We start from the raw sequence: 25910 nt of genomic DNA on the forward strand, positions 1-25910 counted from the left end.
TCAAAACGAGGAGGCGCGGGTCGGCCGAGCGCGCCTCCCGCGTCTCGAGACAGCGCGACACCCCCTGCTCGGCACGACACCCCCTGTTCCGAGGGTGTGATGCCGGACAGGGGGTGTCGCAGCGCGCCTAGGCCTTCGTGGCGGCCTCGACGGACTCGGCGCCGGCGGCGTCGTCGTCCTCGCGCCCGGGCGTCTTGAGGTTCCACTTCTTGATGACGAAGCTGAAGAGGACGTAGTAGACGACCGCGTAGCCGAGCCCGATCGGGATGAGCCAGATCGAGTTCTGCGAGATGTTGAAGTTCAGCACGTAGTCGATCAACCCCGCCGAGAAGGTGAACCCGGTGTGGATGTCGAGTGCGTTGACCAGCATCATCGACGTGCCGGTCAGCACCGCGTGGATCACGTACAGCGGCCAGGCGACGAACATGAACGAGAACTCGAGCGGCTCGGTGATGCCCGTGATGAACGCCGTCAGCGCGGTCGACAGCATGATGCCGCCGATCAGCTTCTTCTTCTCGGGGCGGGCGTGACGCCAGATCGCCAGGGCCGCGGCGGGCAGGGCGAACATGAAGATCGGGAAGAACCCGGTCATGAACACGCCGGCGCTCGGGTCGCCGGCGAAGAAGCGGTTCAGGTCGCCCCGGACGATCTCGCCGCTGGCGTTGGTGTAGTCGCCGACCAGGAACCAGACGACCGAGTTGAGGATGTGGTGCAGGCCGGTGGGGATCAGCAGGCGGTTGGCGACGCCGTAGATGCCGCTGCCGACCACGTCGTTCGACGCGACCGCCTGGCCGATGCCGGTGAGGGCGTTGTTGAACAGGGGGTAGATGAACGACATGACGACGCCGACGACCAGGCCCGTGACGGCGGTGAGGATCGGCACCATGCGACGGCCCGAGAAGAACCCGAGGAAGTCGGGCAGCTTCGTGCGGTAGAAGCGCTGCCAGATCATCGCCGAGAGGATGCCCATCACGATGCCGGCCAGCACGCCGTAGTTGATGACCTCGGGGTCGCCCGTCGGGGTCTCGCGGCCCGCGAGCACGACCGGCGACATGGCCTTGAAGACGCCGTCGATCACCATGTAGCCGACGACCGCGGCGAGGGCCGTCGAACCGTCCGACTTCTTCGCCCAGCCGATCGCGATGCCGACCGCGAAGATCAGCGGCAGCCAGGTGAAGACCGCCTGCCCGGCGGCGCCGATCACCGAGGCGCCCGTCTCGAAGCCGGGGATCGCGCCGAGGAGGTCGGCCTGCCCGAGTCGCAGCAGGATGCCCGCCGCCGGGAGCACCGCGATCGGCAGCATGAGGCTGCGCCCGAGGCGCTGCAGCACCGCGAAGGCGGCCGAGCCCCTCTTCTTGGTCGGGGCCGACTCGGTCGTCGTCGTCATCAGGTGGTCCTCTCGTCGGTGAGCAGCCGTGGTGCGGGGTGGGTCGGGTGTCGTGCGGGTGGGGCGGTTCCGGAGGCGCGGGACGCGACGAGCGCGGAGCCCCCGGTCCTGTCCGGTCATGACCAGTGAGTGGTAGTTTCCTCAGGCCGACGCGTGGTGTCAACTAGGACGACACCCTCGTCGCCGCGAGCGACCGACCCACGGAGGAGAACAGCTCATGTCGAAAGCACAGGCCATGATCGACGGACTCGGCGGCGCCGACAACATCGAGGAGATCGAGGGCTGCATCACGCGCCTCCGCACCGACGTGCGGGACATCTCGCTCGTCGACGACGCCGCCCTCAAGGCCGCGGGAGCCACCGCCGTCGTCCACGCGGGGGGCAGCGTCCAGGTGATCGTCGGCACGATCGCCGACTCGCTCGCCGAAGACATCAACGACCTGCTGCCGTGACCACGGTCGTCTCGCCCGTCACCGGCCGGGTGACGGCGCTCGCCGAGGTGCCCGACGCCGTCTTCGCCGGGCAGCTCGTGGGCGCGGGCGTCGCGGTCGAGCCGAACGCGCCTCCTGGAGGGGGTGTGGTCTCCGTCGTCTCGCCGGTCGCCGGCGAGATCGTCAAGCTGCACCCGCACGCGTTCGTGGTCGTGGACGAGTCGGGCACCGGCCTGCTCGTGCACGTCGGCATCGACACGGTCAAGCTCGGCGGCGAGGGCTTCGAGCTCGTCGTGGCCGAGGGGGCGACCGTCGCGGCGGGCGACCTCGTCGTCCGCTTCGACCCGGCCGTCGTGGCCGAGGCGGGCTACTCGGCCGTCATCCCGGTCGTCGTGCTCGACAGCGCCCCGGACAGCGTCCCGCAGCAGGCCGTCGGCACAACCGTCGCCTCGGGGGAGCCCCTCTTCGACCTCTGAGGCCGACGCGGCGCGGCCGTGAGTCAGTCGGGCGTCGTGCCCGATTCGACCTGCATCTGCAGGCGGTAGCGGTCGGAGCGGTACCAGCTCTTGGCGTGTTCGAGGGGGACGTCGCCGGCGAACGAGATCCGGTCGAAGTACATCACCGGGGCGCCCTCGCTCGTGCCGAGCAGCGTGGCGACGTCGGCGTCGGCCCCCTCGGCGCTGACCGTCTGGGTCGCGCGGGTGATCGGCGTCGCGTAGTCGCCGTCGAGGGTCCGGTAGAGCGAACGGCTCAGGTCGTGGTCGAGCAGCCCGGGCAGTCGGTCCGCGGGGTACCAGCCGTCGTCGATGCTGACCGGCACGCCGTCGGCCAGGCGCAGGCGCTTGACGTGGAACGCCGAGGCGCCGTCCTCGAGTCCGAGGGCCGCGGCCGTCTCGGGCGGGGGAGTCGTCTCGGCCTTGACCAGCACCACCGTGCTCGGCACGTGGCCGAGCTTGGTCATCTCGTCGGTGAACGAGGCGAGGTGCAGCGTCGACTGGACCACGCGGTGGGCCACGAAGGTGCCCTTGCCTCGCACGCGGGTCAGCCAACCCTCGTTCACGAGCTGCCCCACGGCCTCGCGGACGGTGATCCGGCTGACGCCGTACTCGAGCATGAGCTGGCGCTCGCTGGCGATCGCCGAGCCGGGCTGCTGACCGGCCGCGAGCCGCTGCACGATGGAGCGCAACTGCTCGTGCTTCGGCACGGCTCCGTCGGTGATGCGGTCGGTCATGGGCCCCCTCGTCCGTCGCGCCCGAGGGTGGTCCCATCTGGTCATGACCGGTCGTCCTGACCTCGACGTTACTGCACGCCGTCCGTCGCCAGCCAGGTCGGGGCCCGGCTGCCCGCGGGGTTCCCAGGAACGGACGAGGAGGCGCGGGCTCAGTCGAGCAGGAGCGCGGGCTCTTCGAGGACGCTCGCCACGTCGGCCACGAACCGGCTGGCGACGTCGCCGTCGACCACGCGGTGGTCGAAGCTCGCCCCGATCGTCGTCACCATGCGCGAGCGGACCTCGCCGTCGACCACCCAGGCCTTGGGTTTGATCGTGCCGAGGGCCACGATCGCGACCTCGCCCGGGTTGAGGATCGGCGTGCCGGTGTCCATGCCGAAGACGCCGATGTTGGTGATCGTGATCGTGCCGTCCCGCATGTCGGCCGGCGTCGTCTTGCCGTCTCGGGCGGTCAGCGTCAGCTGTTCGAGGGCCTGGGCCAACTCGAGCAGGCTCATCGACTGGGCCTCCTTGACGTTCGGCACGATGAGGCCACGTGGGGTGGCCGCGGCGATGCCGAGGTTGACGAAGTGCCGGACGAGGATCTCGCGGTCGGTCCAGGCCGAGTTGACCATCGGGTTGCGTCGCACGGCCCAGATGATCGCCTTGGCCATGATCAGCAACGGCGAGACCTTGACGCCGGCGAACTGCGGCGACGCCTTCAACCGCTTGACGAACTCCATCGTGCGGGTGGCGTCGACGTCGACGAACAGGCTGACGTGCGGGGCGGTGAACGCCGACGACGTCATGGCCGCGGCGATGGCCTTGCGGACGCCCTTGACGGGGATGCGCTCGACGCGTTCCTCGCCCCACTCGGGCGTCTCGATGTTGCGGAAGACGCTGGCCTGCTGGGCGTGACGGATGACGTCGTCGCGGGTGACCTCTCCGGCCAGGCCGGTCGGCTGGACGACGGCGAGGTCGACCTCGAGGTCTTTGGCGAGCTTGCGGATGGGCGGCTTCGCGATGATCGGCAGGGCCTGCGCGGCGGGCACCGACGTGGTGGGGCGCCGCCGGGCCTGCTCGGCGACGCGCAGCTGCCGGGCGTCGACCTCGGTCTGCGACGGGCGACGGCGGCGGGTCGAGCCGTGACCGCCCGCGGCGCCGTAGCCCACGAGCACGGCACCCGAACCGGAGTCGGCCGGGGCCTCGGGGGCGTGCGCGACCGAGCCGGTGTCGCCGTCGGCGCTGACCGCGTCGGCCGAGCGGGCCGGGGCGGCGGGGGAGGAGCTCTGCACCGGGGTGGCGGACGCCGCGGGCTCGGCCTGGCGGGCGCGCTGCGCGGAGAGTGCTTGTTCGTTCTGCGACACGACCTGCGCCGTGCGGGCGAGTCCGCCCGACTCGAGGGACTCGGACTCGGCGGCACGACCCGACGCGGTCGCGGGCGCCGTCGAGTCGCCGACCCGGATGATCGGGGTGCCGACGTCGACCGTGGTGCCCTGTTCGACGAGGATGCTCTCGACCACGCCGGCGTAGGGCGACGGCAGCTCGACGAGCGACTTCGCGGTCTCGATCTCGACGAGCACCTGGTTGATCTCGACGTTGTCGCCGGGGGCGACCTTCCATTCGACGATCTCGGCCTCGGTCAGGCCCTCGCCGACGTCGGGCAGGGTGAATTCGCTGGTCATGTCGTGACTCCTAGTAGGCCAGGGCCCGGTCGACCGCCTCGAGCACGCGGTCGGCGTCGGGCAGGTACTGCGTCTCGAGCTTGGCAGGAGGGAAGGGGGTGTCGAAGCCGCTGACGCGCAGCACGGGCGCCTCGAGCGAGTAGAACGCCTTCTCGGCCACGGTGGCGGCGATCTCGGAGCCGACCGAGACGAAACCGGGGGCCTCCTGGGCCACCACGAGACGCCCGGTCTTGCGGACCGACTCGAGGATGGGCCCGTAGTCGACCGGCGAGAGCGAGCGCAGGTCGACGACCTCGGCCGAGACGCCCTCGGCTGCCGCGATCTCGGCCGCCTGGAGCAGCACGCTGACCATCGCTCCGTGCCCCAGCAGGGTGACCTCGGTGCCCGTCCGGACGACGCGGCTCGCGTGCAGCGGTGCCTGCGGGTCGCTCAGGTCGACGTCGCCCTTGGGCCAGTAACGGCTCTTGGGCTCGAAGAACATGACGGGGTCGTTCGACGCGATCGCCTCCTGGATCATCCAGTAGGCGTCGTGCGGCGTGCTCGGGCTGACGACGCGCAGGCCCGCGGTGTGGGCGAAGTACGCCTCGGGGCTCTCCTGGTGGTGCTCGACCGCGCCGATGTGCCCGCCGTAGGGCACGCGGATCACGACGGGCATCGTCAGGGTGCCCTCGTGCCGGTTGGTCAGCTTGGCGAGCTGCGACGTGATCTGGTCGAAGCCGGGGTAGATGAAGCCGTCGAACTGGATCTCGCAGACCGGGCGGAAGCCACCCATCGCGAGTCCGATGGCGGTGCCGACGATGCCGGACTCGGCGAGGGGGGTGTCGATGACGCGTCTGCCGCCGAACTCGGCCTGCAGCCCCTCGGTCACGCGGAAGACGCCGCCGAGCGTGCCGATGTCTTCTCCCATCAGCAGGACGCGGGGGTCGTCGGCCATGGCCTTGCGGAGGCCGGCGTTGATCGCCTTGCCGAGCGGCATGGACTGCACGGAGGCGCGGGTCGACTCGGTCGTGCCGGTCGGGTTCTCGACGGTGTCGGTCATGCTGCCCCCTCGTCGGTGGTCGCGGTCTCGCCCGCGCCGCCGAAGCTCTGCTCGTAGGTCGCCAGCCACTGCTTCTGCTCGGTCATGAGCGGGTGCGGCTCGGAGTACACGTGGTCGAAGATGAGGCCGCGGTCGGGGTTCGGCAGCGAGACCGTGCGCCGACGGACGTCGGCTCCGAGGTCGTCGCCCTCGGTCTTGAGGTCGGCGAAGAACGCGTCCCCCTCGCCTCGGTTCCGCAGGAAGGCCTCGAAGCGCGTGATCGGGTCGCGGGCGATCCAGGACTGCAGCTCGTCGTCGGTGCGGTACTTGGTGGGGTCGTCGGACGAGGTGTGCGCGCCGACGCGGTAGGTGAGCGCCTCGATGAAGCGGGGCCCGCCGCCGCCGCGGGCGGCCTCGAGGTCGCGGCGGCTGACGGCGTAGCTCGCGAGCACGTCGTTGCCGTCGACCTGCGTGCCGGGGATGCCGAAGCCGCCGGCCCGGGCGACGAGGGGCGTGCGCGACTGACGCGCGACCGGCACGCTGATCGCCCACTGGTTGTTCTGGAGGAAGAACAGCTCGGGGGTCTGGAAGCTCGCGGCGAAGACCAGGGCCTCGCTGACGTCGCCCTGGCTGGTCGCCCCGTCGCCGAAGAACGTGACCACGGCCTGGTCGACCTCGGGATCGCCCGTGCCGCTCTTGCCGTCGAGGCCGAGCCCCATGGCGAAGCCGGTCGCGTGCAGCGTCTGCGAGCCGATCACCAGCGTGTAGACGTGGAAGTTCTGGTGCTCGGCGGGGTTCCAGCCGCCGTGCGTGTGACCGCGCAGCAGGCGCAGGATGTCGACCGGGTCGATGCCGCGGGACAGCGCGACGGCGTGCTCGCGGTAGGACGGGAAGAGGTGGTCCTGCGGGCGGGTGGCGTGGGCCAGGCCGACCTGGGCCCCCTCTTGGCCGTGGCTCGGCACCCAGAGGGCGAGCTGCCCCTGGCGCGCCAGGGCCGCGGCCTCGCGGTCGAATCGACGCGTCAGCACCATGTCGCGGTGCAGGGCGCGGAGTCCGTCGTCGCCCAGGGCGTCGACGTAGGGGCGGAACTCGTCGGCCGCAGCCGACTCGACCACCTCGCCCGACGGCGACAGGAGCTGGACGGGCGGCGGCGCGTCGGTCGCTTCGGAGGAAGACATGGCGTCCAATCTATTCCGCGGCATATGCCGTCACCGGGATGTGAGGTCGACGATCTGCTGGGCGGCGTGCAGCAGCTTGTCGACCGACGACGGCTCGCCGATCGTGACGCGCACGCCCTCGCCCGCGAACGGCCGGACGACGACCCCGTGGTCGGCGAACACCTGGGCCGCGGCCGCCGTGTGCTCGCCCGTGGCGAGCCAGACGAAGTTGCCCTGCGCCTCGGGCACCGTCCACCCCTGGTCGATCAGGGCGCGTCGCACCTGGTCGCGCAGCAGGACGATGCGGTCGACCCGCCCGAGCAGCTCGTCGGCGTGGTCGAGCGAGGCGAGGGCCGCGGCCGCGCCCTGCTCGGTGACGGCGAGGGGGATGGCCGTGGCCCGCGCGGCGTCGAGCAGGTAGGAGGCGCCGATCGCGTACCCGACGCGGAGTGCGGCCAGCCCGTACGCCTTCGAGAAGGTGCGCAGCAGGACGAGGTTCGGGTGCAGCTCGGTGAGCGTCTCGCCGTCGACGGCCGTGCTGTCGGTGACGAACTCGGCGTACGCCTCGTCGAGCAGCACGAGCACGTCGTCGGGCACCGCGGCCATGAACGACTCGAACTCGCCCGTCGACACCGTGGTGCCCGTCGGGTTGTTGGGGGAGCAGACGATGACGACGCGGGTGCGGTCGGTGACGGCCGCGGCCATGGCCTCGAGGTCGTGGCCCCCGTCGGCCCGCAGCGGCACCTGGACGCTCGTCGCACCGGCCACCGTGACGAGCCCCGGGTAGGCCTCGAACGAACGCCAGGCGTAGACGACCTCGTCGCCGACCGAGGCCGCGGCGAGCACGAACTGGGCCAGCAACGAGACCGACCCCGCGCCGACGTGCACCTCGTCGACGGTGACGCCGAACCGGGTGGCGAGGGCGGTCCGCAGGGCCGTCGCCGAGGCGTCGGGGTAGCGGTTCAGCGAGACGGCGCCACGGACGGCCTCGACGACCGAGGGGAGGGGCTCGAACGGGTTCTCGTTCGACGACAGTTTGAAGGCGTCGGGGGACGCCTGCTTGCCCTGGCGGTAGGGCGGGAGGGCGGCGATCTCGGGACGGAGTCGGACGGGAGTGGTCACGCGGCCAGCCTATGGGGCGGGGGCCGCGTCGCGGCAGGGCACCGCGCCTCCTCGGGGGATCCGGTCGGGCACTACCGCCCGTGGAGGAGAGGTCGGCATGATGGGGGGATGACCCGATTCGTCGTGAGGCTGCTCATCAACGCGGTGGCCCTGTGGCTCACCACGCTGCTCGTGTCGGGGGTGACGGTGACGCCCTACGGAGCAGGGGGCACCCTCGAGACGATCGTGACCTTCCTGCTGCTCGCCCTGGTCTTCGGCATCGTCAACGGCGTGGTCGGCACGGCGATCCGGGTGGTGGCCTTCCCCCTCTACATCCTGACGCTCGGCCTGATCGCATTGATCGTGAACGGGCTGCTGCTGCTGATCGTGGCGTGGATCTCGGATCTCTTCGGCTTCGGGTTGACGATCGACGGTTTCTGGTGGGGCGTGATCGGTGCCGTCGTGCTCGCGGTCTTCGCCTGGGCCATCGGCGTCGTCGTCCGCCCCGTGGTCGGGCGGGGTGACCGGAAGCGGTGAACCGGTTCCGCATCTGCTTCGTCTGCACGGGCAACATCTGTCGCTCGCCCATGGCCGAGACCGTGCTGCGCTCGCTCGCCGACGACGCGGGCCTCGGCGACCGGATCGAGGTCACGAGCGCGGGCACCGGCGACTGGCACGTCGGCGAGGGGGCCGATCCCCGCACCGTCGAGGCCCTGGAGCGCCGCGGCTACGATGGTTCCCGGCACCGGGCGAAGCAGTTCGAGGCCGACGACTTCGCGCGCTACGACCTCGTGGTGGCGTTCGATCGCGGCCAAGAACGCATCCTCCGGGCCTGGGCAGGCGACGACGCCGACCGCTCGAAGGTGCAGCTGCTGCTCACCTTCGCTCCCGACGCGGCGCCGGCGGGTGGCGGTCTCGACGTCCCCGACCCGTACTACTCCGACGCAGCACTCTTCGACGAGGTGCTCGACATGGTCGAGCGCGCCTGCTCGGCCCTCTTCCGCCAGATCGAACCCGCACTCCGCAAGGGACAGTCATGACGTTGCCTCCTCAGCCCCTCAGCCCGCTCGACGGCCGCTACCGCTCGTCGGTCGGCACGTTGGGGGACCACCTCAGCGAGGCGGGGCTGAACCGGGCCCGCGTGCACGTCGAGGTCGAATGGCTGATCGCCCAGACCGACCGCCGTGCGTTCGGCTCGACGCCGCTCGACGACGAACAGAAGCGGGCGCTGCGGGCCGTCGTCACCGACTTCGGCCAGGCGGCGATCGACGAGCTCGCCGGCCTCGAGGCGACGACCCGTCACGACGTCAAGGCCGTCGAGTACTTCGTGCGGGCACGGCTGGCCGAGCTCGGGCTGGACGGGATCGCCGAACTCACCCACTTCGCCTGCACCAGCGAGGACGTCAACAACCTGTCGTACGCGGTCACCGTCAAGGCGGCCCTGTTCGACGTCTGGCTCCCGGCCTTCGACGCCGTGCTCGCCGCCCTCACCACCTGGGCCACCGACGCCCGCGACGTGCCGATGCTCGCGCACACCCACGGGCAGCCGGCGACGCCGACCACGGTCGGGAAGGAGTTCGCCGTGTTCGCGCACCGCCTGCAGCGTCTGCGCTCGCAGATCGTCGGCACCGAGTTCCTCGGCAAGTTCAGCGGGGCGACCGGCACGTTCTCGGCCCACGTCGTCGCCGACCCCGGGCTGGACTGGCCCGAGACGGCCCGCTCCTTCGTCGAGGACGCCCTGGGGCTGACCTTCAACCCGCTGACGACGCAGATCGAGTCGCACGACTGGCAGGCCGAGCTCTACTCGCGCGTCGCCCACGCCAACCGGGTGCTGCACAACCTCGCCACCGACGTGTGGTCGTACATCTCGATGGGCTACTTCACGCAGATCCCGCAGGCGGGGGCGACCGGCTCGTCGACCATGCCCCACAAGATCAACCCGATCCGCTTCGAGAACGCCGAGGCCAACCTCGAGATCTCGTCGGCGCTCTTCGACTCGCTGGCCTCGACCCTGGTCACCAGCCGCCAGCAGCGCGACCTCACCGACTCGTCGGCCCAGCGCAACATCGGTGTCGCGTTCGGCCACTCGATGCTCGCGCTCGACAACCTGCGTCGCGGCCTCGGCGAGATCGCCGTCGGCACCGTGACCCTCGAGTCCGACCTCGACTCCAACTGGGAGGTCCTCGCCGAGGCCATCCAGACGGTCATCCGTGCCGAGGTCGTCGCCGGACGATCCTCGATCGACGACCCCTACGCCATGCTCAAGGAGCTGACCCGCGGCAAGCGCGTCGGCCAGGCCGAACTGGTCGCGTTCGTCGAGGGCCTGGACGTGTCCGACGAGGCCAAGCAGCGCCTCGTGGCCCTGACCCCGGCGACCTACACGGGCATCGCGGCGCAGCTCGTCGACCGCCTGGCCTGACCCCGGGAGGCGCGGGTCGGCCCGTCCGGACGGCCCGCGCACCCGAGGGCGCCGCGCGACGGCTCAGCGGCCGACGGGCCGCGACGGAGCGGCGGCCGACGGGCAGCGACGGGCAGCGGCCGGAAGGCCGCGGCAGTGGATCCGCGTCGCGTCAGTGGCCCCGCGGCTTGTCGGCGTCGTCGATCTCGTGTCGCTCGTCGTCGTTGGGCTTGGCCGCGAGCGCGAGCATGGCGATCGTGACGAGCGCGACGATGAAGCCGATGCAGAGGAAGATCAGCGCCAGCTGGAGGTCGCGCGTCGTCATGAGCACGACGAGGCCGACGAAGGCGGCGAAGACGCCCGACAGTCCGAGGAACTCGGCGGGGCGGAACCGGTCGCGCCAGGTGGGGTGGGTCATGACGTTCGTCCCTTGTCGTCAGGGGTGTCGGCAGGGGCCGGGTGCCCGGTCTGCCATTTGAGCGAGAGGCCGGCGATCACGAGGAACACGCCGACCAGGGCGCCGTAGGCGCCCAGGATGCCGACGAGCACGGTCGAGGAGGTCAATTCGCCCTCGATCTGCTCGATGCCGCCGAGCTGCTGGCTGTAGTCCGGCGGGACGACCAGGAAGACCAGGGCCAGCACCAGGGTGAGCACGCCGACGGTCGTCCAGTCACGGGCGAGCGGCGAGCGACGGCGACGTCGCAGGCCGGTGAGCAGTTCGAGGCCGCCGGTCAGCACGGCCCAGGCCGTCACGAAGGCGACCAGCACGGGCAGCTGACCGTGCGAGAAGACGAGGCAGAGGGCGCCGATCACGGCACCGACGACGCCCTGCAGGACGGCGATGGTGCGGCTCGAGCGGTCGTGGAGGCGCAGGGCCGATCCGACGGCGAGCACGACACCGCCGGCGACCGCCGCCGCCCCGAAGGTCAGCAGGCCGACCTGGGGCGAGTGGTCGGGGTTGAAGGTGATGGCCGCCGCGGCCGAGAGGGCCGGGACGGCACGCAGCACGGGGACGGGCCAGTACGCGGAGAGCGACGGGTCGACGCCCCTGCCCGAGGGGTCGGGCGACGCCACGGGGGCGGTCGCGCCGGAGTCGTGGTGCGCAGGCGTCACGAGACCTCTTTCACGGGTGGGGGACCCGCCGAGTTTACCGCGCGCTCCTGAACGCCAAGCGGCGGACGGTGCCGAGCGTCAACGGCCAGCCGCGGCCCCTGAGCGTCCCGAGCTGACGTGCCATGTGGGCTGGCGTCACCCGCAGCACCCCCTCGGCCTCGAGCGACAACCCCGCGAGCACACCGTCCAGCGAACGTCGGGTGGAGGCCAGCCCCTCGGCCGTGTCCAGCCCCACCGCGATCCGCACGCCGGTCGGCAGTCGGCTGACCCGGGTGTAGGCGGTGGTCGTGTCGGCCCACGTGGACCGCCAGCCGGGCCGGACCTCCTTCACGCACTCGAGGAGGCGCACCGTCGCGACGTCGGGGTCGGGGTGGTCGGCGGTGAGCAGTCGGTAGTAGGTGCGTCGGGCGCCCTCGGTGCTCACGAAGAGCAGGTCGGCGTAGCCCGCCACGACCGTGGCGGGCCGTGGCCCGATGCCCACCACGGTGCCGCCTCCGAGCCATGAACCGTGGCCGTCCTTCGCGTCGGGCCAGAGCCCGACGAGCACCTCGAGCCCGGAGATCTCGATCTCGTGCGCCGGTGCGTCCGACGCCGCCGCCCCGAGGGCGGAGTCCCGCAGGCCGTGGCCCTGATGGGCGTCGCGTTCGCCCGTCCTGTAGGGCACCTGCTCGAGGTCGTGCACCACCCCGCGAAGCCGCTCGACGAAACTCGCTGTCATCGACGATAGGTTACGTGTGAAATACGAGAAGCCGCAACCCTCCTGCACGGCGACCTCCCGACACCTTCCCAGCCCACGCCGTTACGTTCGCACCATCTTCGGGCCGCCTCCGGCCCATCCACCCGGCTGAGAAGTCGACCAGCCGCGGGAGCCCGATGACCGCCACCGTCCCCACGACCCCCCGAACCGCGTACCCGCGCATCGTCCACGCACCGGCAGGTGCGGCACCCGCCGGGTTCCGCCCCACCGTCGCCGGACAGGTCGGCAAGCCGACCAGCACGTACTCGAGCCTGCTCAAGTCCGTGCGCGAGGCGGGCCTGCTGCAACGCCGCACCGGCTTCTACGTCACGGTCTTCGTCGTCCTCGTCGCGTGCCTCGGCGGCGCGGCCACCGGGTTCGTCCTGTTGGGCTCGAGCTGGTTCCAGCTGTTGATCGCCGCGGCCCTCGGCGTCATCCTCACGCAGTTCGCGTTCCTCACGCACGAGGCCGCGCACCGCCAGGTGTTCGAGTCGGGCACGCGCAACGACAAGGTCGGTCGCGTCCTCGCGGCCGGCGTCGTGGGCATCAGCTACGCGTGGTGGATGACCAAGCACAGCCGCCACCACGCCAACCCGAACACCAAGGGCAAAGACCCCGACATCGCGTTCGACACGATCTCGTTCCTCGAAGAGGACGCGGCGAAGCAGCGCGGCGTGCTCGGCTTCATCACCCGCCGTCAGGGCTACTTCTTCTTCCCCCTGCTGCTCGGCGAGGGCGTCAACCTGCACGTGACCTCGTTCCGCACGTTGCTCGGCCGTGACAAGGTCGAGGGCCGCGCGCTCGAGATCACGCTCATCGCCGTGCGCCTCGTCGCCTACTTCGGCGTCGTCTTCTGGTTCCTGCCGCTCGGCATGGCCTTCGCCTTCATCGGCGTGCAGATGGCCGTCTTCGGCCTCTACATGGGGTCGTCCTTCGCCCCGAACCACAAGGGCATGCCGATCATCCCCGAGGGTGCGAAGGTCGATTTCCTGAGCAAGCAGGTGCTCACCTCGCGCAACATCACGGGTCGACACTCGACTGCCTTCATGGGCGGGCTGAACTACCAGATCGAGCACCACCTGTTCCCGAGCATGGCGCGTCCGAACCTGCGCGCGGCCAGCGCCCTGGTGAAGGCGCACTGCGCCGAGCACGGCATCCCCTACACCGAGACGACGATCGGCAAGTCGTACGCGATCGTCATCCGGTACCTCAACCGCGTCGGCCTCTCGGCCCGCGACCCGTTCGACTGCCCCGCGGCGTACGCGATGCGTCCGCGCTAGGCGGCGTCGAACACAGGGGCCGCAGGAGGCGCGGGCCGGGTCAGGCGATCCGGCTCGCGCCTTCGTCGTCCCCCGAGGAGCCCTCGTCGTCCCCGGAGGAGCCCTCGTCGTCCGTCTCGCTCAGGTGGGCCAGGCGGCCAGTTGCCAGCCCAACCAGGGCGAGAAGGCGAAGGGTGCCGCCGCGACCGCGTCGCGAAGCTCTCCGGGCTCGACCCACGCCCACTCGGCGACCTCGTCGGGCGAGGGATCGGGCAGGCCGACGGCGCGGGCCGTGAAGACCGGGCAGATCTCGTTCTCGACGACGCCCGAGGCGTCCGTGGCGAGGTACCGGAACTCGGGCAGGATCACCTCGACGTCGCGGACCTCCATGCCGAGCTCTTGGTGGGCGCGCCGCATCAACGCCTCGGCCGGCGTCTCGCCGGGGGCGGGGTGGCCGCAGAACGAGTTGGTCCAGACGCCGGGCCAGGTCTTCTTCGACAGGGCTCGTCGGGTGACCAGGACGCGGCCGAGGTCGTCGGTGACGTGACAGCTGAACGCCAGGTGCAACGGCGTCGTGGCGGTGTGCACGGTCGCCTTCGCGGTCGTGCCGATGGGCGTGCCCTCGTCGTCGAGGAGCACCACGAGCTCGTCGTGCGCGCCCGGGCGGTCACCGGACGTCGGCTGGGGATGCGTCGAGATCTCACGGGTCATGAGAGGTAGTCTGCCCTGGTGGACGGTGATCACCTGCACGCAGGCACGCGGGCGAGACACGATCGTGTCGACGCCGTCCTCGACGACTTCTTCGCGTTGGCCAAGCGCCGCGCCGAGTCCGTGGGCTGGCGGTACGTCGATCTCTGGTCGGTGCTCGAGCGCAACAGCGCCGGGGGCAAGCGCTTCCGGCCCCGCATGGTCTTCACGGCCTACGACGCCCTCGGGGGCACCGACGACGAGGCCGTGGCCCGGGTCGGCGCGGCCTTCGAGCTGCTGCACACGGCCCTGATCGTCCACGACGACGTCATCGACCGCGACTTCTCGCGACGCGGCATCCCCAACGTCTCGGGCAGCTACCGCGACACCGCCACGACGGCGGGCATCCCGACCCCCGCGGCCGAGCACCGGGGCATGTCGGCCGCCGTCATCGCCGGCGACCTCGCGCTGACCGGGGCCAGCCGCATGCTGCTCGGCATCGGCTGCCAGGACCACGTCCGCACGCGCTTGCTCGACCTGCTCGACGAGGCGATCTTCGTCAGCGCGGGCGGAGAGATGGTCGACGTCGAGTTCTCCCTGTCCGCCGAGCTGCCGACCGTCGACGAGATCCTCGACATGGAGCGCGCCAAGACGGCCGTCTACTCGTTCGAGGCACCGCTGCAGGCGGGTGCCGTCCTGGCGGGCGCGGGCGAGGCCGTCGTCACGGCGGTCGGCGACTTCGGCCGCGAGGTCGGGGTCGCGTACCAGGTGGTCGACGACCTGCTCGGGGTCTTCGGCGCCGAAGAGGCCACCGGCAAGACCACACGCGGCGACCTCCGCGAGGGCAAGCGCACGGTGCTCGTCGCCCACGCCGCGACCACTGACGAGTGGTTCACGATCCAGCCGTTCATCGGCAAGGCCGACCTCAGCGAGGCCGAGGCCGAACACGTCCGTGGTCGCCTCGAGGTCTGCGGCGCCCGCTCCTTCGCCGAGGGACTCGTCGAGCAGCACGCCCGCCGTGCGCTCGACGTGCTCGACCGGGCCGAGGTGCCCGAGTCGTTGCGCGAGGCGTTGACGCCGGTCGTCCAGGACGTCCTCGAGAGGGTGCGATGACGGGCTTGTCGTTGTACGACTCCGTGGCCGACGCGACCGCGGGAGGCGTGATCCGCCGTTACTCGACGTCGTTCGGACTGGCCTCGCGCCTGCTGGGCGGCGAGGTGCGGCAGCACGTCGAGAACGTGTACGCGCTCGTGCGCGTGGCGGACGAGATCGTCGACGGCCCCGCGACCGAGGCCGGTCTGGGCGCCGACGCAGCGGGCCGGTTGCTCGACGGCTTCGAGGCCGAGACCGAGCGGGCCCTGGTCGAGGGCTTCAGCCCCAACCTGGTCGTGCACGCCTTCGCCCGCACCGCCCGCGCCACCGGGTTCGGTGCCGAGCTCACCGCACCGTTCTTCGCGTCGATGCGGGCCGACCTCAGTGCCCGCGAGCACGACCAGGCGTCGTTCGACGCCTACGTGTACGGGTCGGCCGAGGTCGTCGGCCTGATGTGCCTCAAGGCGTTCCTGCAGGGGCACCCCTTCCCCCCGAGCACGGTCGCCGAACTCGAAGAGGGCGCCCGGCGCCTCGGTGCGGCCTTCCAGAAGGTCAACTTCCTGCGTGACCTCGCGGCCGACTTCGAGCAGCTCGGCCGCAGCTATTTCCCCGGAGTCGACGTGACCACGTTCGACGAGCAGACCAAGACGAGACTGGTGCGAGACATCGACGACGACCTCCGCGTGAGCGGCGAGATCATCCCCGTGCTGCCGACGTCCTCGCGTCGGGCGGTGGCACTGGCCCACGGCCTGTTCGCCGAGCTGAACCGGCGTCTCGAGGCGACCCCCGCCTCCTCGCTGGTCCGGGCGCGCGTGCGCGTTCCGAACCCGGTCAAGGTGCGCATCGCCGCGGGCGCCGCCGCCGGTCGCGTCACCCGGCTGCCCGAGGCCCGCGCATGAGCCGCGACACGGTCGACCGCGGGGCGACGGGTGCCGGCACCGGGGCGTCCGACGAGTCGCACGGCCTGAGCGTCACCCGTCACGGCCGCCGCGTCGTCGTGATCGGCGGGGGCATCAGCGGCCTGGCCTCGGCTGCGCTGCTCGCCCGCGAGGGCCACGAGGTCACCCTGCTCGAGAAGAACGACGAGGTCGGTGGTCGTGCCGGGTCGTGGAGCCACGAGGGCTTCCGCTTCGACCTCGGCCCGAGCTGGTACCTCATGCCCGAGGTCTTCGACCACTTCTTCCGCCTGATGGGCACGTCGGCCGCCGAGCGCCTCGACCTCGTCGAACTCGACCCGGGCTACCGCGTGCTGTTCGAGCCGACGCCCGACGACCCCGCGGCGAGTGCGCCGATCGACGTCCCGCGCGGCCTGGAAGAGAACGTCGAGCTGTTCGAGCGCGTCGAACCGGGCAGCGGTGAGCGCATGCGCCGGTACCTCCGGTCCGCCCGCGACACCTACGAGATCGCCAAACGGCGGTTCCTCTACACGAGCTTCGGCAGCCTCACGCCCCTGCTGCGCGGAGACGTGCTGGTCCGCCTGCCGAAGCTGGCCCGGCTGCTGCTGACGAGCCTCGACTCGTACGCGTCCCGCACGGTGACCGACCCGCGCCTCCGTCAGATCCTGGGGTACCCCGCGGTCTTCCTCGGCTCGTCGCCGTTCGACACGCCGAGCATGTACCACCTCATGAGCACGCTCGACCTCGACGACGGCGTGCTGTACCCGCAGGGCGGCCTCATCTCGGTGATCGAGGCCATCCGCGACGTGGCCGTCGAGGCCGGGGTGACCGTCGTGACCGGCGCGACCGTGACCCGGATCGTGACGCAGCCGCTCGGGGTCGAGGGCGCAGCCCTGCCGCGCGGTTCGAAGGCGACCGCCGAGGCGACCGGGGTCGACTGGACCGACGCCGAGGGAGCGACGCACCGCGTCGACGCCGACCTCGTCGTGAGCGCGGCCGATCTGCACCACACCGAGACGCAGCTCCTGCCCCACGAGCTGCGCACCTACGACTCGTCGTACTGGGCGAAGAAGAACCCCGGGCCGAGCGCCCTGCTGCTCTACCTGGGCGTCGAGGGCGAGATCCCCGAGCTCGAGCACCACACGCTGCTCTTCGCCCGCGACTGGCACGAGAACTTCGAGCGCATCTTCGGCGCCGACAAGCGCATCCCCGACCCGCCGTCGCTGTACGTCTGCAAGCCGAGCACCGTCGACCCCTCGACCGCGCCCGCCGGGCACACGAACCTCTTCGTCCTGGTGCCGCTGCCCGCCGACCCGGCCCTCGGTTCGGGCGACGTCGACGGTGACGGCGACCCGATGATCGAGCGTCTCGCGGACGGCGTCATCGCCCAGATCGCCGAGTGGGCGCACGTGCCCGACCTCGCCGAGCGGATCGTGGTGCGGCGCACCCGTGGCCCGCGCGACTTCGTCGACGACGTCAACGCCTGGAGCGGCAGCATGCTCGGCCCCGCGCACACGCTCGCCCAGAGCGCCCTGTTCCGCACCGGCAACGTCTCGACGCACGTCGACTCGCTGTTCTACGTCGGCGGGTCGGTCCGTCCGGGCATCGGCCTGCCGATGTGCCTGATCAGCGCCGAGGTGCTGCTCAAGAACCTGCGCGGCGACACCAGCACCGAGCCGCTCCCCGAGCCCGCCGTCGGCTGATGGGGTTCGTCTACCTCGCGGCGTTGCTCGTCTCGTTGTTCGGCATGGTGATGCTCGACCGCAGGTTCCGCCTGTTCTTCTGGCGCGACGTGTCCCGGGCGGCGGTGACGCTGCTGGTCGGCGTCGTGTTCTTCCTGGTCTGGGACGTCGTCGGCATCGACCTCGGCATCTTCTTCCGCGGCGAGACCTCGTTCATGACCGGCGTGCTGGTGGCGACCGAGCTGCCGCTCGAAGAGGTCTTCTTCCTGACGCTGCTCTGCTACCTGACGATGAACCTGCTGGCCGCGGCCCGGATGGCTGCGGCGGTCGTGCTCGACCGACGTGACGCGAGCTCCACGCAGGCCGGTCGATCGGTGGACGGCGTGGCGTCGTGACCTACTGGGCCGTCAACGCGGTGTTCCTGTCGATCGTCGCGGTGCTCGGGGTGCTGGCGCTAGTGACCGCAGGCGTGCGTGGCCGAGCCGCGCGCGCCTCCTCGTCCCCGGCCGAGAGGTCGCGGCGGCGGCGCGAGCAACTGCTGGGGGCGGGCCTGGCGACCGGCGTGCTGCTCGTGATGACCGCCGTGTTCGACAACGTCATGATCGGGATCGGGCTGGTCGGCTACGACGCCGCCCGGATCAGCGGGGTCTTCGTCGGCATCGCCCCGCTCGAGGACTTCGCCTACGCGGTCGCGGCACTCGTCCTGCTGCCGTCGGTGTGGGTGCTGCTCGGCGGCCCGAAGACGCCCCGCGCCCCCGCGGCGCCGGCGGCCGGCGGGTCGACGACCGTCGAGGAGGCGCGCTCGTGAACACGATCAAGGCCCTGTTCGTCTCGTCCCGGCCCCTGAGCTGGATCAACACGGCGTTCCCGTTCGCGGCGGCGTACGTGCTGACCTCGTTGCTCGCACCGGTGACGACCGGCTACCTGGGGTCGTACCAGCCGTTGTCCCAGGTCGACGTGACGCTGACCGGCACGGAGGCCGTCCTCTTCTTCGCGGCGGAGAACGCCCTCGGCCCGGTGAACTGGCTCGTGCTGATCGTCGGCGCTCTGTACTTCCTGATCCCCTACAACCTCGCGATGTACGGCATCAACGACGTCTTCGACTACGAGAGCGACCTGCACAACCCGCGCAAGGGCGGCGTCGAGGGTGCACTGCTCGACCGCAGCCTGCACCGCACGACGTTGCGCGCCGCAGTGATCACGAACGTGCCCTTCCTGGTGTTCCTCGTGGCGGTCGGCGACCCGCTCAGCTGGCTCGTGCTCGCCGTCAGCGTCTTCGCCGTGATCGCCTACTCGGCTCCCGGCCTGCGCTTCAAGGAGCGCCCCTTCGTCGACTCGGTCACCTCGAGCACGCACTTCGTCAGCCCGGCCGTCTACGGTCTCGTGCTGGCCGGGGCAACGTTCACGCCCCAGCTGTGGGCGTTGCTCGGCGCGTTCTTCCTCTGGGGCGTCGCAAGCCACGCGTTCGGAGCCGTGCAGGACGTTCTCGCCGACCGCGAGGGCGGCATCTCGTCGATCGCGACCGAGATCGGCGCCCGGGCGACCGTCCGCCTCTCGGTGGTGGCCTACCTGCTGGCCGGCGTGCTGCTGACCTTCACCGAGTGGCCCGGCCCGCTGGCGGCCCTGCTCACCCTGCCCTACGCGATCAGCTGCGCCCCCTGGTGGAACGTGACCGACGACCGGGCCGAAGAGGTCAACCGCGGGTGGCGACGCTTCCTGGCGCTCAACTTCGTCAGCGGGTTCGTCGTGACGATGCTCATGATCTGGTGGGTGTTCCTGCGGGGCTGACGCCGCGCCTCCTGCGGTCGTCGGCCCTCGCCCCTAGCCCCTAGCCCCTCGGCCCTCGGCCCTCGGCCCTCGGCCCGCGGGCAGGCCGGGCGCTCAGGGGCGCCAGCCGAGGTTGAGTGCAGCCCTGCGCAGGAAGCGCACCGTGGTCGCGTGGGCTCCCGGCTCGGCCCCCCGGACCGTCTCGTCGCGGATGCCCTCGACCACGTCGACGAGCTTGCGGTGCGCGAGGCTCCCGCGCTCGGTGAGGGCGTAGCGATCGTCACCGACCCCGTCGGTCGCGAGGCTCACCCAGCCGCTCTCGACCAGCTCGGCGAGGTGGTCCGAGCTGGACTCGCCCGTGGCCGGGTCGAGGAAGGGCGCGACGGCTCCGTCGAGTGCTGCGCGGGTCGCCGGGCCGCGCTCCAGCAGGTTGAGCAGCTGCCACTGCCGGCGGGTGACCCCGTGTTCGTCGAGGACCTCCTCGAAGCGCCGGTCGATCAGCCCGTCGACGAGCCTCAACCAGAAGCCGATCGGGCGCCCCCGGTCGACGGCCAGGTCGTCGTCGACGCTTCCGAGCTCGTCGGGTGCGTGCGTGTCGTCGGTCGGCGGGGTGACCTCGCCTGCGTCTGCGGAACGTCGTCGGTCCATGGTCGGCACCGTACACCGGTCGGACCTCCGTCTCGAGAGTGATCTTCCGATGGATTCACCTGCCGGAAAGACAACGGCAAGGACGCGGCCGTACATTCGAGGCGTGACCACCTCGAGCGCCGTCGCGCCTGCGCCCCTCCCCACGCGCCTCCGCCGGACCTGGTCGCGCGTGCAGGCGCATCCGCGCGGGCTGCTCTACGGCTTCGTCGCCGTGCACGCCGCCGTGTTCCTGGCGCTCACGCCGCTGATGATCGGCGGCGGGGTGAGCGGCGACCTGCCGCTCTACCGCTTGTGGGCGACGGGGGCCCTGAGCGAGGGCGTCTGGCCGGTCCTCGACTTCTCGTGGGTCTACCCGGCCGGGGCGATCGTCCCGATCGTGTTGCCGAACGTCTTCGGCGAACAGCACTACCAGTTCGTCTGGCTGGCCCTGCTGACCGCCCTCAACGCCGTCGCGCTCTGGCTGCTGACCGACCGCGGTCGTCGTACGGTCGACAACCGGGCAGCCTGGTGGTGGCTGCTCGTGACGCTCGTGCTCAGCCCCGTGGCCTTCCTCCGGCTCGAGGGGTTCAGCGCGCCGCTGGTCGTCGCCGCCCTCATGCTGCTGTCCACGCGTCCGCGGGTGGCCGGGCTGCTGCTCGCCGCGGCGACCTGGATCAAGGTCTGGCCCGCCGCCGTCATCGCGGCGGTCGTCGTCGGGTCGCGTCACCGGGCGGTCGTGCTGCGCGGGGGCGTGCTCGTCACCATGGTCGTCGTGTCGTGCGTGTTGCTCGGCCGCGGGGCCGACGACATCACGAGCTTCGTGACGATGCAGTCGGGACGGGCGATGCAGCTCGAGGCGACCCTCTCGACGCCCTGGCTCTGGATGGCCATGCTGCGCGTCCCCGGCGCCTCGGTCTACCAGAACGTCGCCCTCGCCACGCGCGAGGTCATGGGACCGGGCGACACCTGGATGATCAACGACAGCACGCAGGTCATGCTCGCCGTCCTCGTGCTGCTGGCCGGCGTGCTGGCCGTGGCGACCTTCGGGCTGCCCCGGTGGGCCGAGCCCGGGAGGCGCGGGTCGGCGGGCTCCGGGCGCACCGCGGCCGTCGTCCCGGCTCGCGATCGCGGCGACGAGTTCGGCACGGTGCTGCTCGGCGCCCTCACCCTCACGCTCGCGTTCGTGGTCTTCAACAAGGTGGGGTCGCCGCAGTACCTGCTCTGGATCGTGCCGATCGTGGCCGTGGGCTACGCCTCGCGTCCCGAGGCGTTCCGGACGCCCGCCGTGTTGACCGCCTGGGCCTCGGGGCTCACGACGCTCGTGTTCCCGATCCTCTACCGGCCGCTGATCGAGCTCAACCCGGTCGCCGTGCTCGTCCTGGGCGCCCGCAACGGCCTGCTCGTGGTGCTGTTCTGCTGGTGCGCGGTGCGCCTCGTGCGACTGGCGGTCGCCACGGTGCGCAGCGACGCGCTCGAGGTGGGCGTCGCGCTCGTGGCGGCCCGCGCCTCCTGACGTGGTGTCGGGGGCGGCTCGTCCCCAGGCCGGCGCCGGGCGGCGTCGTCCCCGGTCGCCCGGTCAATCTGAGCCGTCCACGCCGGGTCGTGCCAGCGTGGAAGGCCTACCTGCCACCACGAGCCAAGGAGCACTCATGAAAGGCAAGATCCTCTTCGTCGCAGGAGCGGCCGTCGGATACGTCCTCGGAGCCCGCGCAGGTCGCGGCGCGTACGTCAAGATCAAGGACCAGGCCGAGAGCCTGTGGGAGAACCCGACCGTCCAGAAGGGCGTCCAGCAGGCCGAGGGCTTCGTGAAGGAGAACGCTCCGGTCGTCGCCAAGAAGGCGCAGGACGTCGCGAACGACGCCGCCCACGCGGTCGGCTCCAAGGCCAAGTCCGTCTCGGGCAAGGGCTCGGGCGCCACCGACAAGGTCGCCGCCAAGGCCACCGAGGCAGCCCACAAGGCCGCCGACAAGGTGGACGAGAAGGCCGACGACGTCAAGAAGCAGACCTCGGGCACCAGCCCCGACGACGACAAGCTGCCGGGGGTGACGGTCGGTGAGTGACCTGAAGGCACCCGAACAGAGCACCAAACGTTCGCTCGGCTCGCTGATCGGCAGCCTGCCCGAGTTGATCTCGCGCCTCATCCGCGGCGAGATCGCGCTGGCCAAGACCGAGCTCGCCACGAAGGCCAAAGAGGCCGGGGTGGGTGTCGGCTTGTTGGTCGGAGCCGCACTGTTCGGCTTCTTCCTGCTCGCCGTGCTCATCACGGCCGGCGTCCTGGGGCTGGCGACGGTCGTCGCCCCCTGGCTCGCGGCGCTCATCGTCGCCGCCGTCCTGCTCGTGATCACGGCCGTCCTGGCCCTGCTCGGCATCAAAGCCCTCAAGAAGGGCGTGCCGCCGACCCCCGAGAAGGCCGTCGCCAGCGTGAAGGCCGACGTCAGCGCGTTGAAGGGGCAGGGCAGCTATGACTCCGAGAAGCACTGACGCAGGAGACCACGAGAAGCACGGCGGGTCGAAGCACGGGAAGGGCGACCAGCCCGACCCCCGTGCCGAGCTCGCCGAGGCGCGTGCGGCCGAAGAGCGCGACGACGCCCACGGCAGCACGTCTCCCGACAAGGACGCCGAGAACGCGGCCGGGCCACGCCCCGGCGCGAGCATCCCCGAGATCGAGCTCGACCTCGCCCGTACCCGTGAAGAGTTCGCGGCGACGCTCGACGCCATCGAGGACAAGCTGAGCGTCCCTGCCCACGCCCGTCGGCTGAAGGCGAGCGTCTCACGGCGCCTCGATCGCGACCCGAAGCCCGTGGTGGCGGCCGCAGCGGCCGGCACCATCGGCGTCGTCGCGCTCGTCGCCGGCATCGTCAAGACGATCAGGCGCTGACCGATGGCGCAGAAGAGCACCGAGCGCGAGCAGCAGTCACCCGACGCCGACGACTCGCGCAAGCCGCAAGAACTGACGGACGTCTCCAAGCCCTCGTGGGGGTACGTGCTGGGCAAGACCCTGCGCGAGTTCACCCGAGACCAGTGCACCGACCTCGCCGCCGCACTCACGTACTACGCGGTGCTGGCGATCTTCCCGGCGCTGCTGGCGATCGTGTCGCTGCTCGGCGTCGTGGGGCAGGCGGACTCGACGGCCAAGACGCTGCTCGACCTGGTCTCACAGTTCGGGTCGGAGGACGTCGCTGCTCTCCTGCGGGGTCCCGTCGAGCAGCTGACCGAGTCGTCGGCCGCCGGTGTCGCCCTGATCGTCGGTGTGCTGGGTGCCCTCTGGTCGGCCTCCGGCTACGTGGGCGCCTTCGGGCGGGCTATGAACCGCGTCTACGGCATCGACGAGGGGCGTCCGATCTGGAAGCTCCGCCCGACCATGCTCGGCGTCACGGCGTTCACGGTGGTGCTCATCGTGGTCGCCGCCCTCATCCTGGTGATCAGCGGTCCCGTGGCCGAGACGGTCGGCGACCTCGTCGGACTGGGCAGCACCGCGGTGTTCGTCTGGGACATCGCGAAGCTGCCGATCCTCGCCATCATCGCCGTCGTGATCGTGGCGGTGCTCTACTACTGGGCCCCGAACGTCAAGCAGCCCAAGTTCAAGTGGATGAGCCTCGGGTCGCTCGTGGCCCTGGTCATCTGGTTGGTCGCGTCCGTGGGGTTCGCGTTCTACATCGCGAACTTCTCGAACTACAACAAGACGTACGGTTCGCTCGGTGCGGTCATCGTGTTCCTGCTGTGGCTCTGGATCACGAACAACGCCCTGCTCTTCGGAGCCGAGTTCGACGCCGAACTCGAACGTGGTCGAGAGCTGCAGGCCGGCCTCCGGGCCGAGCGCGACATCCTGCTGCCACCCCGTGACACGGCCCAGAGCGAGAAGAAGGCCGCGGCCCTCGCCAAGGACGAGCTCGCCGGCATGCGACTGCGTCAGGCCGCCGCCGCGACCATCGAGCGGAACGGCGACGAGGTGCCCGAGCCGGACGGCGAGGGCGGCTCCGAGGCGTCCGAGTCCGACCGGAAGAAAGACGAGCGCGCCGGGGACGGGCACTCGAAGGGCGACCGTTCGAAAGGCGACCGCGACGACTAGGTGACGTCCCCTGACGACGAGACCCGCGCCTCCTCGGCTCTCACGAGCTCGGGAGGCGCGGGTCGCGTCGTTCGTCAGCCGGTGGGCGAGCCCCTCCCGCACCGGCCGTCGATCAGAACGAGAAGCCGAGCTCGGCGGGGTAGTCGCCCCGCGCGGTGAGGGTGGTGGCGGCGTCGCGCAGGTGCGAGAGCGTCAGGCCCATCGTGGTGGGCCCGAAGCTGACGCGCGAGACGCCGAGTTCGGCCAGGCGGGCGAGCGGCACGGACGACGGGTTCGAGATGACGCTGACCTTGCCGTCGATCCGGTCGAGGGCGGCCTTCACGAGGTCTTCGGTGCCCAGGCCGAGGACGAAGGCGCAGTCGGCGCCGGCGTCGAGGTAGGCGTTGGCGCGGGTGACGGCGTCGTCGAACGAGTCGGGGTCGCCGGCCAGGGCGTCGACCCGGGCGTTGATCACGATCGGCACCCCGGCGCGGTCGCCGGCGCGGCGGGCGGCGGCGATCTTCGAGACCTGGGTGTCGATGTCGTAGAGGGGCGCCTTGGCCTGGCCGATGCTGTCCTCGATGTTGAGGCCGGCGGCGCCCTCCTCGATCAGGCGGAGGACGTTGTCGAGCGTGCCGGCGGCGTCGGTCGCGTACGCCTTCTCGAAGTCGACGGACACGGGCAGGTCGACCGAGCGGATCACGATGCGGGCGGCGGCCAGCATGTCGTCGACGTCGAGGCCCTCGCCGTCCTCGACGCCGTGCGCCTCGCTGATCGAGTGGGAGGCGGTGGCCAGGGCCTTGACGCCCGGTGCGCCCGCGACGATGCGCGCGGTGATGCTGTCCCAGACGTTCGTCACGATCAGCGGGTCGCCGGGGACGTGGAGGGAGCGGAGGAGTTCGGCCTTCTCGGCCGTGCTGGAGATCGACATGCGCCCAGCCAACCAGCCCGGGCTGGCAGGCACCAGCCCGGGCTCGCCTCGCCGAGCTGCTAGTCGCGCCGCAGGACGAGCTCGCTGAGCGGCAGGCGCTCGCGAGGGGCGGTCTCGCGCTCGGCGAGGGCCTCGATCAGCTTGTCGGCCTCGTCGACGACGCCGACGGCCGTGACCGTCACGGGCTTGAGGTTGTCGGTCAGGCCGAACGCGGCGACGATCTCGTCCCACTCGACGCCGGCCATCTGGTGCGTGTGGAAGCCCTCGGCGTGTGCCTGCACCGTGAGGTGGGCGACGGCCTGGCCGAGGTCGTACTCGGCCCACTGGCGCACCTCTCCCTCGACGGTCGAGGTCTCGGCGACGGCGACGACGAGTGCGGACGCGTTGCCCGCCCAGGCGGCGTTGAAGCCCATGAGCGCCTTCACGATCGTGTCGAACGTGGCCGTGCCGCGACGGCCGACGACGAAGCGACGCGGCTGCGTGTTCGCGGCCGACGGCGCCCAGCGGGCGGCCTCGAGCAGGGCGTCGAGCTGACGGTCCGAGATCTCGGCGGTCGGGTCGAACGAGCGGGGGCTCCAGCGCTCGTCGAGCAGCGGCACGAGCGGCACGCTCGTCTCGGCGGTGCGGAGGGTGGACGGGGCGGCGGTGGTCTCGGAGATCGACATGACGACGCTTTCTTCTCGGAACGG

At 71.2% G+C, this 25910-nt stretch carries 30 protein-coding genes; 17 read left to right on the forward strand and 13 right to left on the reverse strand.

The features are described from left to right. Window positions 1-127 precede the first annotated feature (127 nt). Entirely contained in the window at window positions 128-1387 is a 1260-nt protein-coding gene (locus HQQ78_RS15070; protein ID WP_056049777.1) for a PTS transporter subunit EIIC, read from the reverse strand. A 217-nt stretch (window positions 1388-1604) separates the two neighbouring features. Here HQQ78_RS15070 and HQQ78_RS15075 point away from each other — a divergent pair, with 217 nt between their 5' ends. After that, complete coding sequence (locus HQQ78_RS15075) at window positions 1605-1838, forward strand: glucose PTS transporter subunit EIIB (RefSeq protein WP_054145886.1); 234 nt, start codon at window positions 1605-1607, stop codon at window positions 1836-1838. Then, window positions 1835-2293, forward strand: coding sequence for a PTS glucose transporter subunit IIA (locus HQQ78_RS15080; protein WP_173154547.1), 459 nt, complete (start codon window positions 1835-1837; stop codon window positions 2291-2293). The genes HQQ78_RS15075 and HQQ78_RS15080 overlap by 4 nt, the downstream gene beginning before the upstream one ends. Before the next feature lie 23 nt (window positions 2294-2316). Here the strand turns inward: HQQ78_RS15080 and HQQ78_RS15085 are convergent, their stop codons facing one another. The 5 genes from HQQ78_RS15085 to HQQ78_RS15105 all read right to left on the reverse strand — a co-directional run bounded on the left by HQQ78_RS15085 (window position 2317) and on the right by HQQ78_RS15105 (window position 8006). After that, complete coding sequence (locus HQQ78_RS15085; protein ID WP_123570919.1) at window positions 2317-3048, reverse strand: GntR family transcriptional regulator; 732 nt, start codon at window positions 3046-3048, stop codon at window positions 2317-2319. A 149-nt stretch (window positions 3049-3197) separates the two neighbouring features. After that, entirely contained in the window at window positions 3198-4709 is a 1512-nt protein-coding gene (locus HQQ78_RS15090; RefSeq protein WP_173154550.1) for a dihydrolipoamide acetyltransferase family protein, read from the reverse strand. A gap of 10 nt (window positions 4710-4719) precedes the next feature. After that, on the reverse strand, window positions 4720-5685 hold the full coding sequence (locus HQQ78_RS15095; protein WP_371740492.1) for an alpha-ketoacid dehydrogenase subunit beta: 966 nt from the start codon (window positions 5683-5685) through the stop codon (window positions 4720-4722). A gap of 59 nt (window positions 5686-5744) precedes the next feature. Beyond that, a complete protein-coding gene (locus HQQ78_RS15100) occupies window positions 5745-6905 on the reverse strand; it encodes a thiamine pyrophosphate-dependent dehydrogenase E1 component subunit alpha (protein ID WP_173154556.1) in 1161 nt (386 codons plus the stop codon). Window positions 6906-6935: 30 nt separating this feature from the next. Then, entirely contained in the window at window positions 6936-8006 is a 1071-nt protein-coding gene (locus tag HQQ78_RS15105) for a histidinol-phosphate transaminase (RefSeq protein WP_123570916.1), read from the reverse strand. Between the two features lie 108 nt (window positions 8007-8114). On the opposite strand from HQQ78_RS15105, the gene HQQ78_RS15110 reads away from it, so the two are divergent. Genes HQQ78_RS15110 through purB form a run of 3 tightly spaced genes read left to right on the forward strand, consistent with a single transcriptional unit; the run spans window position 8115 to window position 10404 of the window. After that, window positions 8115-8522, forward strand: a complete 408-nt coding sequence (locus tag HQQ78_RS15110) for a phage holin family protein (RefSeq protein ID WP_056049758.1) — start codon at window positions 8115-8117, stop codon at window positions 8520-8522. 50 nt (window positions 8523-8572) lie between these two features. After that, window positions 8573-9025 carry a low molecular weight protein-tyrosine-phosphatase gene (locus HQQ78_RS15115; RefSeq protein ID WP_173155020.1) on the forward strand — a complete coding sequence of 151 codons (453 nt, stop codon included), beginning with the start codon at window positions 8573-8575 and terminating at the stop codon, window positions 9023-9025. After that, the gene (purB, locus tag HQQ78_RS15120; RefSeq protein ID WP_173154559.1) at window positions 9022-10404 is read left to right on the forward strand and encodes an adenylosuccinate lyase; all 1383 of its coding nucleotides are present in this window, start codon (window positions 9022-9024) and stop codon (window positions 10402-10404) included. Before HQQ78_RS15115 ends, purB begins: the two co-directional genes overlap by 4 nt. Before the next feature lie 151 nt (window positions 10405-10555). Here the strand turns inward: purB and HQQ78_RS15125 are convergent, their stop codons facing one another. The 3 genes from HQQ78_RS15125 to HQQ78_RS15135 are packed head-to-tail and all read right to left on the reverse strand — an operon-like array spanning window position 10556 to window position 12214. Further along, window positions 10556-10801 carry a hypothetical protein gene (locus HQQ78_RS15125; RefSeq protein WP_043594098.1) on the reverse strand — a complete coding sequence of 82 codons (246 nt, stop codon included), beginning with the start codon at window positions 10799-10801 and terminating at the stop codon, window positions 10556-10558. Continuing rightward, window positions 10798-11496: a DUF308 domain-containing protein gene (locus HQQ78_RS15130; RefSeq protein ID WP_233568417.1), complete on the reverse strand. Its 699-nt coding sequence runs from the start codon at window positions 11494-11496 to the stop codon at window positions 10798-10800. Before HQQ78_RS15130 ends, HQQ78_RS15125 begins: the two co-directional genes overlap by 4 nt. Before the next feature lie 34 nt (window positions 11497-11530). Continuing rightward, window positions 11531-12214, reverse strand: a complete 684-nt coding sequence (locus HQQ78_RS15135) for a hypothetical protein (RefSeq protein ID WP_148053656.1) — start codon at window positions 12212-12214, stop codon at window positions 11531-11533. 155 nt (window positions 12215-12369) lie between these two features. Between HQQ78_RS15135 and HQQ78_RS15140 the strand changes: the two genes are divergently transcribed. After that, on the forward strand, window positions 12370-13512 hold the full coding sequence (locus HQQ78_RS15140) for an acyl-CoA desaturase (RefSeq protein ID WP_159825601.1): 1143 nt from the start codon (window positions 12370-12372) through the stop codon (window positions 13510-13512). Window positions 13513-13632: 120 nt separating this feature from the next. Here HQQ78_RS15140 and idi read toward each other — a convergent pair whose 3' ends face one another. Next, the gene (gene idi / locus HQQ78_RS15145) at window positions 13633-14202 is read right to left on the reverse strand and encodes an isopentenyl-diphosphate Delta-isomerase (protein ID WP_123570911.1); all 570 of its coding nucleotides are present in this window, start codon (window positions 14200-14202) and stop codon (window positions 13633-13635) included. Between the two features lie 18 nt (window positions 14203-14220). On the opposite strand from idi, the gene HQQ78_RS15150 reads away from it, so the two are divergent. From HQQ78_RS15150 to HQQ78_RS15175, 6 genes are read left to right on the forward strand one after another with little or no spacing between them, the layout of a single operon-like run. Further along, window positions 14221-15291 (forward strand): polyprenyl synthetase family protein, encoded by a 1071-nt coding sequence (locus HQQ78_RS15150; RefSeq protein WP_307785035.1) that lies wholly within the window; start codon window positions 14221-14223, stop codon window positions 15289-15291. After that, entirely contained in the window at window positions 15288-16169 is an 882-nt protein-coding gene (locus HQQ78_RS15155; RefSeq protein WP_173154562.1) for a phytoene/squalene synthase family protein, read from the forward strand. Before HQQ78_RS15150 ends, HQQ78_RS15155 begins: the two co-directional genes overlap by 4 nt. Then, the gene (gene crtI / locus HQQ78_RS15160) at window positions 16166-17869 is read left to right on the forward strand and encodes a phytoene desaturase family protein (RefSeq protein WP_173154565.1); all 1704 of its coding nucleotides are present in this window, start codon (window positions 16166-16168) and stop codon (window positions 17867-17869) included. Before HQQ78_RS15155 ends, crtI begins: the two co-directional genes overlap by 4 nt. Next, a complete protein-coding gene (locus HQQ78_RS15165; protein WP_173154568.1) occupies window positions 17869-18243 on the forward strand; it encodes a lycopene cyclase domain-containing protein in 375 nt (124 codons plus the stop codon). Before crtI ends, HQQ78_RS15165 begins: the two co-directional genes overlap by 1 nt. Beyond that, the gene (locus tag HQQ78_RS15170) at window positions 18240-18656 is read left to right on the forward strand and encodes a lycopene cyclase domain-containing protein (protein WP_082460645.1); all 417 of its coding nucleotides are present in this window, start codon (window positions 18240-18242) and stop codon (window positions 18654-18656) included. Before HQQ78_RS15165 ends, HQQ78_RS15170 begins: the two co-directional genes overlap by 4 nt. After that, on the forward strand, window positions 18653-19636 hold the full coding sequence (locus HQQ78_RS15175; protein ID WP_371740411.1) for a prenyltransferase: 984 nt from the start codon (window positions 18653-18655) through the stop codon (window positions 19634-19636). Before HQQ78_RS15170 ends, HQQ78_RS15175 begins: the two co-directional genes overlap by 4 nt. A gap of 93 nt (window positions 19637-19729) precedes the next feature. Here the strand turns inward: HQQ78_RS15175 and HQQ78_RS15180 are convergent, their stop codons facing one another. Beyond that, a complete protein-coding gene (locus HQQ78_RS15180) occupies window positions 19730-20263 on the reverse strand; it encodes a MarR family winged helix-turn-helix transcriptional regulator (RefSeq protein WP_236556889.1) in 534 nt (177 codons plus the stop codon). 103 nt (window positions 20264-20366) lie between these two features. On the opposite strand from HQQ78_RS15180, the gene HQQ78_RS15185 reads away from it, so the two are divergent. The 5 genes from HQQ78_RS15185 to HQQ78_RS15205 all read left to right on the forward strand — a co-directional run bounded on the left by HQQ78_RS15185 (window position 20367) and on the right by HQQ78_RS15205 (window position 24311). Continuing rightward, entirely contained in the window at window positions 20367-21755 is a 1389-nt protein-coding gene (locus tag HQQ78_RS15185) for a glycosyltransferase 87 family protein (protein ID WP_173154571.1), read from the forward strand. A 136-nt stretch (window positions 21756-21891) separates the two neighbouring features. After that, a complete protein-coding gene (locus HQQ78_RS15190; protein WP_123570908.1) occupies window positions 21892-22302 on the forward strand; it encodes a YtxH domain-containing protein in 411 nt (136 codons plus the stop codon). Continuing rightward, window positions 22295-22723 carry a phage holin family protein gene (locus HQQ78_RS15195; protein WP_056049738.1) on the forward strand — a complete coding sequence of 143 codons (429 nt, stop codon included), beginning with the start codon at window positions 22295-22297 and terminating at the stop codon, window positions 22721-22723. Before HQQ78_RS15190 ends, HQQ78_RS15195 begins: the two co-directional genes overlap by 8 nt. After that, window positions 22704-23120 (forward strand): DUF3618 domain-containing protein, encoded by a 417-nt coding sequence (locus HQQ78_RS15200; protein WP_173154574.1) that lies wholly within the window; start codon window positions 22704-22706, stop codon window positions 23118-23120. The genes HQQ78_RS15195 and HQQ78_RS15200 overlap by 20 nt, the downstream gene beginning before the upstream one ends. Before the next feature lie 3 nt (window positions 23121-23123). Next, on the forward strand, window positions 23124-24311 hold the full coding sequence (locus HQQ78_RS15205; protein ID WP_216844348.1) for a YihY/virulence factor BrkB family protein: 1188 nt from the start codon (window positions 23124-23126) through the stop codon (window positions 24309-24311). 112 nt (window positions 24312-24423) lie between these two features. On the opposite strand, the gene HQQ78_RS15210 is transcribed toward HQQ78_RS15205, so the two are convergent. After that, window positions 24424-25221: an isocitrate lyase/phosphoenolpyruvate mutase family protein gene (locus tag HQQ78_RS15210; RefSeq protein ID WP_173154577.1), complete on the reverse strand. Its 798-nt coding sequence runs from the start codon at window positions 25219-25221 to the stop codon at window positions 24424-24426. A gap of 59 nt (window positions 25222-25280) precedes the next feature. Further along, complete coding sequence (locus tag HQQ78_RS15215; RefSeq protein WP_123571164.1) at window positions 25281-25886, reverse strand: nitroreductase family protein; 606 nt, start codon at window positions 25884-25886, stop codon at window positions 25281-25283. Window positions 25887-25910 lie beyond the last annotated feature (24 nt).

The sequence above is a fragment of the Frigoribacterium sp. VKM Ac-2859 genome, assembly GCF_013204925.1.
In the GTDB taxonomy this organism is placed as follows: Bacteria; Actinomycetota; Actinomycetes; order Actinomycetales; family Microbacteriaceae; genus Frigoribacterium.

Coding starts and splice junctions, on each gene's coding strand:
- HQQ78_RS15070 (WP_056049777.1), bottom strand. CDS start 1,387: ATGACGACGACGACCGAGTCGGCCCCGACCAAGAAGAGGGGCTCGGCC.
- HQQ78_RS15075 (WP_054145886.1), top strand. CDS start 1,605: ATGTCGAAAGCACAGGCCATGATCGACGGACTCGGCGGCGCCGACAAC.
- HQQ78_RS15085 (WP_123570919.1), bottom strand. CDS start 3,048: ATGACCGACCGCATCACCGACGGAGCCGTGCCGAAGCACGAGCAGTTG.
- HQQ78_RS15090 (WP_173154550.1), bottom strand. CDS start 4,709: ATGACCAGCGAATTCACCCTGCCCGACGTCGGCGAGGGCCTGACCGAG.
- HQQ78_RS15095 (WP_371740492.1), bottom strand. CDS start 5,685: ATGCCGCTCGGCAAGGCGATCAACGCCGGCCTCCGCAAGGCCATGGCC.
- HQQ78_RS15100 (WP_173154556.1), bottom strand. CDS start 6,905: ATGTCTTCCTCCGAAGCGACCGACGCGCCGCCGCCCGTCCAGCTCCTG.
- HQQ78_RS15110 (WP_056049758.1), top strand. CDS start 8,115: ATGACCCGATTCGTCGTGAGGCTGCTCATCAACGCGGTGGCCCTGTGG.
- HQQ78_RS15115 (WP_173155020.1), top strand. CDS start 8,573: ATGGCCGAGACCGTGCTGCGCTCGCTCGCCGACGACGCGGGCCTCGGC.
- purB (WP_173154559.1), top strand. CDS start 9,022: ATGACGTTGCCTCCTCAGCCCCTCAGCCCGCTCGACGGCCGCTACCGC.
- HQQ78_RS15125 (WP_043594098.1), bottom strand. CDS start 10,801: ATGACCCACCCCACCTGGCGCGACCGGTTCCGCCCCGCCGAGTTCCTC.
- HQQ78_RS15135 (WP_148053656.1), bottom strand. CDS start 12,214: ATGACAGCGAGTTTCGTCGAGCGGCTTCGCGGGGTGGTGCACGACCTC.
- HQQ78_RS15140 (WP_159825601.1), top strand. CDS start 12,370: ATGACCGCCACCGTCCCCACGACCCCCCGAACCGCGTACCCGCGCATC.
- idi (WP_123570911.1), bottom strand. CDS start 14,202: ATGACCCGTGAGATCTCGACGCATCCCCAGCCGACGTCCGGTGACCGC.
- HQQ78_RS15155 (WP_173154562.1), top strand. CDS start 15,288: ATGACGGGCTTGTCGTTGTACGACTCCGTGGCCGACGCGACCGCGGGA.
- crtI (WP_173154565.1), top strand. CDS start 16,166: ATGAGCCGCGACACGGTCGACCGCGGGGCGACGGGTGCCGGCACCGGG.
- HQQ78_RS15165 (WP_173154568.1), top strand. CDS start 17,869: ATGGGGTTCGTCTACCTCGCGGCGTTGCTCGTCTCGTTGTTCGGCATG.
- HQQ78_RS15180 (WP_236556889.1), bottom strand. CDS start 20,263: ATGGACCGACGACGTTCCGCAGACGCAGGCGAGGTCACCCCGCCGACC.
- HQQ78_RS15190 (WP_123570908.1), top strand. CDS start 21,892: ATGAAAGGCAAGATCCTCTTCGTCGCAGGAGCGGCCGTCGGATACGTC.
- HQQ78_RS15200 (WP_173154574.1), top strand. CDS start 22,704: ATGACTCCGAGAAGCACTGACGCAGGAGACCACGAGAAGCACGGCGGG.
- HQQ78_RS15205 (WP_216844348.1), top strand. CDS start 23,124: ATGGCGCAGAAGAGCACCGAGCGCGAGCAGCAGTCACCCGACGCCGAC.
- HQQ78_RS15210 (WP_173154577.1), bottom strand. CDS start 25,221: ATGTCGATCTCCAGCACGGCCGAGAAGGCCGAACTCCTCCGCTCCCTC.
- HQQ78_RS15215 (WP_123571164.1), bottom strand. CDS start 25,886: ATGTCGATCTCCGAGACCACCGCCGCCCCGTCCACCCTCCGCACCGCC.